The organism is Methylophaga pinxianii (genome assembly GCF_020447225.1).
GTDB classification, from domain to species: domain Bacteria; phylum Pseudomonadota; class Gammaproteobacteria; order Nitrosococcales; family Methylophagaceae; genus Methylophaga; species Methylophaga pinxianii.
The window spans coordinates 1-7,996 of record NZ_JAJAEO010000118.1; the positions used below are offsets into that span (position 1 = coordinate 1).

Annotated in this window: 6 protein-coding genes and 1 pseudogene; 2 read left to right on the top strand and 5 right to left on the bottom strand. The window is 43.4% G+C overall.

Translation table 11 applies throughout. The annotated features are described in order from the left end of the window. Positions 1 to 239 precede the first annotated feature (239 nt). Positions 240 to 899: pseudogene (locus LGT40_RS01130) on the bottom strand (IS3 family transposase); the annotation flags it as partial. Positions 900 to 1,148: 249 nt separating this feature from the next. On the opposite strand from LGT40_RS01130, the gene LGT40_RS01140 reads away from it, so the two are divergent. Next, positions 1,149 to 1,400, top strand: coding sequence for a helix-turn-helix domain-containing protein (locus LGT40_RS01140; protein WP_226069846.1), 252 nt, complete (start codon positions 1,149 to 1,151; stop codon positions 1,398 to 1,400). On the opposite strand, the gene moaA is transcribed toward LGT40_RS01140, so the two are convergent. From moaA to LGT40_RS01160, 4 genes are read right to left on the bottom strand one after another with little or no spacing between them, the layout of a single operon-like run. Beyond that, positions 1,397 to 2,377, bottom strand: a complete 981-nt coding sequence (moaA, locus tag LGT40_RS01145) for a GTP 3',8-cyclase MoaA (RefSeq protein ID WP_226069845.1) — start codon at positions 2,375 to 2,377, stop codon at positions 1,397 to 1,399. The genes LGT40_RS01140 and moaA overlap by 4 nt on opposite strands. A 6-nt stretch (positions 2,378 to 2,383) precedes the next feature. Then, on the bottom strand, positions 2,384 to 3,760 hold the full coding sequence (locus LGT40_RS01150; RefSeq protein WP_226069844.1) for a ferredoxin--NADP reductase domain-containing protein: 1,377 nt from the start codon (positions 3,758 to 3,760) through the stop codon (positions 2,384 to 2,386). A 17-nt stretch (positions 3,761 to 3,777) separates the two neighbouring features. Further along, positions 3,778 to 4,083 carry a ferredoxin family protein gene (locus LGT40_RS01155; protein WP_226069843.1) on the bottom strand — a complete coding sequence of 102 codons (306 nt, stop codon included), beginning with the start codon at positions 4,081 to 4,083 and terminating at the stop codon, positions 3,778 to 3,780. Between the two features lie 33 nt (positions 4,084 to 4,116). Next, on the bottom strand, positions 4,117 to 6,246 hold the full coding sequence (locus LGT40_RS01160) for a molybdopterin-containing oxidoreductase family protein (RefSeq protein ID WP_226069842.1): 2,130 nt from the start codon (positions 6,244 to 6,246) through the stop codon (positions 4,117 to 4,119). A gap of 463 nt (positions 6,247 to 6,709) precedes the next feature. Between LGT40_RS01160 and LGT40_RS01165 the strand changes: the two genes are divergently transcribed. Then, a complete protein-coding gene (locus tag LGT40_RS01165; protein ID WP_226069841.1) occupies positions 6,710 to 7,936 on the top strand; it encodes a TraI domain-containing protein in 1,227 nt (408 codons plus the stop codon). The last annotated feature ends 60 nt before the right edge of the window (positions 7,937 to 7,996 follow it).

Here is a 7,996-nt window from a genome sequence, read left to right on the forward strand (position 1 = left end):
TTTTTTTTGCCTCTTAGAAATATAACCGGCTTGGGCCAATATCCGGTTATTCGTTGCGTAGCTCTGCAAGTCGCTCTACCATCATGACTTCATTATTTTCCAATTCAAAGGAGCGACGGAATGCTAAACAAAATAGTTTTAGTTCTCGCATTATCAACAACCTATACAGCCTATGCTGGCGAACTGAAGGGTAGTGACCATGTAATCCCTCCATTATTAACCGCAGTTAAAAGTAGAGGTTAAGCCGGACTCAGCAAATACCTTGGCGGTACCCTGCCAATTGCTGAATTAGGCCGTTCATTATTGTATGTCCAAAGCCATTGTGTGGCTAGCAGCTGTGCTTGTTCAATAGATTCAAATAAATGTAATTCAAGCCATTCGTGACGCACAGTTCGGTTAAAGCGTTCAACGTAAGCATTCTGTGTTGGCTTACCCGGCTGGATATACATCAGGGTGATTTGCTGGTTATTCGCCCAATCAACCAATACTTGACTGATGTTTTCAGGACCGTTATCACATCGTATTGCAGCAGGCTTACCACGCCATTCCATGATCTGTTCTAATGACCGAATAACACGTTGGCTCGGCATAGAAAAATCCACATCAATACATAAGCCTTCGCGGTTATAGTCGTCAATCACATTGAATGTACGAAACTTACGTCCGTTATCCAGTGCGTCAGACATAAAGTCCATCGACCATACTTGGTTCATGCCGGTCGGAACGCTCAGTGCGTCAGGTTTATCCCGTTTGATCCGTCGCCGGGGCTTAATGCGTAAATTCAGTTCTAACTCACGGTATAGCCGATAAACACGTTTATGGTTCCAGCTAAATTTTTTAACATTACGTAAATGATCGAAACACAAACCAAAACCCCAGCGTTTATTGGCAGTGGTTAAACATAGGTTTTGTAAACGTGTAAAAGGAGTTTTATGAACGATTTGTCACAATCTTCACGGTGTACCGTTATCTCTTTGAGGGCTGTGAGACCTATTCGAACCTGTCGTTTTCTCCCAAACCCGTTATATCCAGAACCTCAATCGTGACATCTCGCCCGATGTGGAGTATCTGTCCTATTTGTCGCTTTAGTATCAACATCCTTGTCTCCTTTTTTCCGCTGATTTAACTTTAAAATTAAGTGCAGTTTGATGAGCTGGATTGCTCTCGTTCTGGAGCTTGTTTCTCAATTAAGTAACTCGATAGTTATGCGAAAGCTTGGGAAATATCTCGTTGTTGATACGGCTTCCAGGGAGCAGCGATACTATAAGACATTCACTCCTAGACTTGACCTCGGAGATGAAGCGGTTCTTAAAGTGCAACACCTTTTACAAAGCCAGTTTGAGAAAGCATTGACAGTAAGAGATATTGCCAAAATTGAATCGGTTAGTGCTTATTATTAGCCGCCAGTCCGAGCCATTATTCGAATAATCTTTTTCGGCGATTCATTAAATTCATGGCGTTCCGGTTTCATTTTAATAGCATCCTGGATTGCTTCGATCAGTTCTGTCTGGGAGGCACCAGATCGTAAAAGTGGCCTTAACTCAAACCTGTCATTTTGGCCAAGGCATAAGTAGAGTGTACCATCCACTGATAATCTGACGCGATTGCAGCTTTCACAGAAATGTTGGGACATGGGGGTGATAAACCCAATCTTAAATTGGCCATCCCCTGAGACCAGGTATTTTGCTGGTCCTGGACCTCTTTCTATGGTTTCAGTTAAACCATATTGAGATTGCAAACGCAGTTTGGTTTTTTGTAAGTTAGATTTTCCAGCTGCACGTCCAGTATCTCCCATGGGCATAGCTTCAATTAATCTCAGTACAAAGTGATTCTCAATACAGAACTCAACTAATGCATCCACTTCATGATCTGGTGTGTCATGCAGATATACTGAATTGATTTTGATTGGGTTTAGATTGGCCTCTTTTGCCGCTTTTAGTCCTTTCAAAACATCATCCAACGCATCGCGACCACATAGTTCATGAAAGCGTTTGGGGTCTACGCTATCCATGCTGACATTTAGCCGGTTCAGGCCTGCAGTTTTTAAAGCTACCGCGTGTTTTTCAAGTTGAGTGGCATTGGTACTGAGTGAAATATCATCGATACCATCAACTTGCGATAAACGTGATACCAGAACAGGAAGATCTTTTCTTAGCAGCGGTTCACCTCCCGTCAGTCTTATGTTTTCAACGCCAAGTGCAGTAAATGCTTTTACCACACGCTCTATCTCATCAAAAGTGAGCCAGTCTTTTGGTTCTTCGTAATCTGTAAAGCCTTTTGGCATACAGTAATTACAACGCAGGTCACACCGATCTGTGACAGAGATCCGCACATAATCAATGCGTCGGTTAAATGAGTCGATTAGTTGAGTGGTCATAAGAATTTATATACATGCCAGCATGGAACTGACGGAGGTGAATTTTTCTCGAGGCTTACCTAATTTCTGTCCTTGTTCTTTTTCGACAGCATCAATGACTTTCCAATCATTGAACGTTACGAACTGAATATTTTTAGCTTGCAGATGCTCAATCAAACTCTTATTGCCATAAGCGGGTTTTTCAACATATTTAGGCATATCTTCTAATATTTGATTCACCGAATCCTGAGCGCATTCGCGGTTAGTACCAATTACGCCGTTGGGGCCACGTTTAACCCATCCGGCAGTGTACATTCCGGGGACAATCTCACCATGCTCGTTGATGAGTCTCGAGTTTTTATTTGAAAGAGTGCCTTTTTTATTATCGAGCGTTAGCCCAGCAAATGGAGAGCCCTTAAACCCTACACAGGTAAAAGCAAGGCCACTCGACATCACCACTAAATCATCAGAAGGAATGGCAACTTGCTTAAAAGCAGGCCCCTCAAAGCGAGTTTTTTCAAAAACAATTGACTGTAGGTTTTTATCCCCTTGAAATGTTTTTGGGTTCAACATGAAATCAATGGTTATTTTCTTTTTATCTGTGCCTGTTGACGTAGAAAAATTTGAACTATAGGACTCAAAAACCCGATGATTTTTCTTTGCTATCAGATTGGAAACTTCATCCAGTTCCTGTTGGCATTGCTTGCCAAGTTTCAAATGTTTTGGGTGAATTGCAACATTACAATTTTCGAGCTTTCCAAGTTCATGCAATTCTTTGGTAGTGAATTTCGCTTGAATTGGGCCTCTTCTACCAACGAGATTAATATGGTTGATTTTACTTTGGCTTAATAGATCAAGTGCCTGTTCAGGAATATCTGACTTTCTTAACTCATCTATAGGTTTCGCTAAGACACGGCATATATCAATTGCCACGTTGCCATGACCGATAATAACGGCAGAATCGTTATTAAAATCAAACGACAGTGATTGATGATCAGGATGGCCGTTGTACCAGCCGATGAAATTGGAGGAGGGATGCACATCAATCAAACTCTCACCTTCGATGCCAAGCTGTGAACTCTTGGGCATGCCTGTAGTAAATACCAGAATATGATAGAACTGCATCAGCTCATTTATTTGTATGTCTTTCCCAACTTCCACATTACCCAGATAAGTAACAGAAGGGTGCTCTGCAATAACATCAAGTGTTTGCGAAACCCCCTTCAATTTTTGGTGATCAGGTGCTACACCATAACGGATTAGTCCATAGGGACAAGGCAACTTTTCTAAAATAGTTATCTCTGTAGAAATACCGGAGTTTAAAAGGGCTTCAGCAACATAAAATCCGCTTGGCCCACTTCCGATAATGGCGACTTGAAGTGGATGGTTTTTGGAATTATTCATGTTGATTCACCCTTGAATTAAAAACCTAATGAAGCTTTACGATCATCAGCACCTACATATGGTGGTTCTTTATTAGTGATTTTGGGCATTATTTTCGAGCGGCGTTCATTAATTTCAATCCACTCATTTAAGTGTTCAGGCAAATCTAAATCTTCGTAGATTGCTTGAACAGGGCATTTAGGAATACAAGCACCGCAATCAACGCATGTGTCCGGGTCTATAAATAGCATCTCTTCACCAGCACGAAATGCCGACACAGGACATGCGGTGACACATTCAGTAAACCGGCAGCGTTGGCAATTATCAGTTACTAAAGTAGCCATAATTTTTTCCTTTTAAAATAACAGGTGTTAACACTAGGCCAATGACACTTCGACTAAGTTGTCACTGAATGTCGTTGAATGACCCATATCACCAAATTCCGCTGAACTGATACAGTTCACAGTGCCGTTATTGAGTTGACGCCAATAACCAAGTGTTGCCACGATAATTCCTGAATTAACGTCTTCGGAAATTTTAGCAACGCCCTCAAAGGCACCACGGTCATTAAAGACGCGTACTTGGTCACCTTCTTTCACTCCACGCGCGATTGCATCTAATTCATTAATCAACACAAACTGTTCGCCCTGACGTTTTATCTTGTCTTCCACATTGGCATAACATGAGTTCAAGAAGCCATGGCTCTTAGGCGAAATGATGTTTAAAGGATATTTAGCTGCCAGCTGGGAATTGGTATCTGGCGTTTCTCTTGAGGCCAGATAATCGGGCAGGCTGTCCAATGCTTCACCTGGTTGAAAACCTTCGTACATTTGACGAAATGGCCCGGCAACAAAATTTGTAGCACCTTCTACCAAGAAGTGACATTTACCTGTCGGTGTTGGAAACTCACCTTTGGCGTGACGCGCTCGTACATCCTTGTCACCAAAATCTTTTAATCGTGCAAAACCATGTTCACGCATATAAGCTAAATCGATGCCTTCACAAGTCGGAGAGTCCCAATCAACGTAATTTTCAAGACACTCAGTATCTGACCATCTAAAGTTTTCTTCTTCATACCCCATGCGTTTGGCTAATTGTCTGAATATCTCATTATTTGGCTTCGCTTCGCCGGGCGGTTCTATACATTTAGTGTTATATGTTAGGTAGAGATGTCCCCATGACAGAATCATGTCTTCCATTTCTGCGCCCATCGCGGCGGGTAATAAAATATCTGCATAGGCGGCCGTGTCAGAAATGAAATGCTCAGCCACAACCAAGAACAGATCTTCACGTTCCAGACCTTTAATGATCTTGTCCGTTTCAGGTGCCTGGGTAATAGGGTTGGTATTCCAGACCATCATTGATTTAATTGGCGTTTCAAGTTTTGTTTCCCCAGTCAGAACACGACCAAGTTGTAAATTATTTACCACAGGGGTGCCTTCGGGAATTAAATCTGGACGACAAATAACGTCAAATTTATAAGGATGTTCCCAAACAGGGAATTGCAGTGCACCACCTCCAACATGTCTCCATGCGCCGATCAATGCTGGTAAGCAAGTAGCCGCACGGATAGCCTGACTTCCACCATACGTGCGTTCCAGGGCAACTCCCAAACGAATGGCTGCTGGGGGTGTTGTTGCATATTCACGGGCAAACCGCCGAATATCTTCGGCAGGAATGCCAGTTATTTCCTCGGCCCATTCTGGTGTTCTGGTTTTTGCCCGCTCTGTGAGTTCGGCATAGCCAACAGTGTAGTTGTCAATGTAGTCCTGATCTTGTAAACCTTCACTAATGATGACATTGATCATCGCCATGGCTAAGGCACCATCTGTTCCAGGTTTAGGTGCAATATGCCAATCAGCTTCTTTCGCTGTTTTCGAAGCATAAGAATCGATTACAACTACTTTGGCTCCATTTTTCTGGGCCTCACTGATAATTCTCCAGTGATGCAGGTTTGTGCTTACTGAGTTACACGCCCAAATAACGATGTACTTTGAATGGCAAAAACTTTCGGGATCCACACCGGCAGTCGGCCCAACCGTTAACAGCCATGCTGTGCAGGATCCTTCGCCACAAAAAGTACGTTCACAAACGGTAGCCCCCATGCGGTTAAAGAAAGCATCACCGCCATTCAAACCATGGACTAAACCTTGGTTACCTAAATAGCTGTTTGGCATGATGGCGTGTGGACCATCCGATGCGATGATGTCTTTCCACTTAGTTGAGATTTCATCCAACGCCTCATCCCAAGAAATACGTTTGAATTGTTTACTGCCTTTTGGCCCGGTGCGTTTTAAAGGGTAGAGCAGGCGATCGGGATGGTAGTGACGTTTCTCATAATCTTTCAGTTTTACACATAAGCCACCTTGGGTGATTGGATGGTCAGGGTTACCTCTAACCCCAATCAGCTTTCCATCTTGCACCTTAAATTGCATAGAACAGGTGTCAGGACAGTCATGGGGACATCCACCGTGAAAAGTTTGAATTTCGTCTGCTGTTTGATTCATTTTTCCTACCCCTTTTATAACAAGCCACTTCGTCAGAATTATCCTTCAAGCCTTTCTGAAGAGATTAAAGCTGCCATTGTCAGCAAGTACTCATTAACAACTTTTTTAAATCCTCATCAAGAGGAACATATCTGACATTACATTCTTTTATTTGTACTTTTTCGACAGATATATGACTTAGTATCTCGGGCAAATTTCCTGCAAGATTATCAATGGCAGAACAGCGTCGCTATTAAACCCGATGAATAGTGCCTTTTCGACTGATTTTTGCCTTGAAAGGTCGGGTACATTTCCTAATAGACGATCAAGTCTTTAATACCCATATAAGACGAATTACAAAGAGAGATTGTGCAAGGTTTTTGCTTCTTAAAACACCATAACCGGCAACAACCAATATCCGGTTAAAGCTACACATTTCTCCCACAACCATCTAAATTTGCCGAACTACTCTCCGGAGAAAATCATGTTTGGCCGACGAAAAACCACAGTACCTGCACCATCAACATCCATTCCTGCTGATGGCATCCCATTTCTTACCGCTAAAGACCTGCTTGCCCCACATTCGCAGCTGATAAAAAAGATCCGCAATGATGCTGGATGCACGCGCGAGTATTTTGATACTTATTATCTGCCAGCTATAGAACGCCTGGCAGAAATGCTTCAGCTTCGTCCATTTGGCCATGAAGGGGAGTACGCAAAAAAAGGCGGTGCAATTGAAGTGGCTATTAAGCGCGTAGCGTTAACCTTAAAACTTCGCCTGGGAACATTGCTCCCACTGAAATGCAAGCCAGAGGAAATATCTCATCGAGGTGAGTGCTGGACTTATGGCTTGTTTATTGCCGCACTCTTACGAGACTTCGGCGGGCAAATGCTTGGGGTGAAAATCATTGGCTTTGCCAAAAACGATAAGCCAGCTGGTGAATGGCACTGCTGGAAACATCGAATCGACGAATACAATCATTACCGCATGAGAAAGGTAGCCGGTATCACCCGCTCACTGTCCTATACAACAACCGTACTGCACATCAGAGACATCATCCCCGCTGAAGGCGTTGAGTGGATATACGGTGACCCAGAGCTGATGGACTGCATGCTGGACATCCTCGCTGGTGGCCATAAAATTCCTGACAATCCGCTGTATTCCATCATTGTAAGAGCCACATCGACTTTGCGTGATGAAATCTCATTTGAGGCAGCATTAATCGAAGTAGAAAACTCTGTTGAAACCAGAGAGGCACCGGCCCCAACAAGTGAGCACATCGACAAAGAGACTGGTGAAGTCATTAAAACCACGCCTGTTAAACCACAACAAGCAGCAAAACAACCAGCTCCGAAACAAAGCAGTCACGTTCCAGTAGAGCCTAAACCGTCAAATCCAATAGACTCCATGCCTCCAGAGATGGAAGAACCACCACAGAATATTGATGATTATCCGCCAGAGCATGATGACGAAATCACAGCGAAAAACTTTGTGGCCAGACTCAAAGTGGATATTCAAAAGAAACGTATCACGACCGAATATGCCAAGCAGGAAGGCAATACCATAAAAGTGAAATACCCCACTACATTCAGAAGCTATACGGACAGTCCTTCAGACCTTCTAAACGAGCTGCGTCTAATAGGGGCCATACAAGATGAGGGGCCGATTAAAGGCATATCTGCTGATAGAGTGATAGTACTCAAGGGTTGACATCCTCCCCGGCCTAAAGGCCGGAGATTCCTACGGCGCTCATCCCGGCATCGCGCCGCA

Excerpts from the sequence above, each read along its gene's own strand:
- LGT40_RS01140 (WP_226069846.1), top strand. The coding sequence starts at position 1,149 with ATGAGCTGGATTGCTCTCGTTCTGGAGCTTGTTTCTCAATTAAGTAAC.
- moaA (WP_226069845.1), bottom strand. The coding sequence starts at position 2,377 with ATGACCACTCAACTAATCGACTCATTTAACCGACGCATTGATTATGTG.
- LGT40_RS01150 (WP_226069844.1), bottom strand. The coding sequence starts at position 3,760 with ATGAATAATTCCAAAAACCATCCACTTCAAGTCGCCATTATCGGAAGT.
- LGT40_RS01155 (WP_226069843.1), bottom strand. The coding sequence starts at position 4,083 with ATGGCTACTTTAGTAACTGATAATTGCCAACGCTGCCGGTTTACTGAA.
- LGT40_RS01160 (WP_226069842.1), bottom strand. The coding sequence starts at position 6,246 with ATGAATCAAACAGCAGACGAAATTCAAACTTTTCACGGTGGATGTCCC.
- LGT40_RS01165 (WP_226069841.1), top strand. The coding sequence starts at position 6,710 with ATGTTTGGCCGACGAAAAACCACAGTACCTGCACCATCAACATCCATT.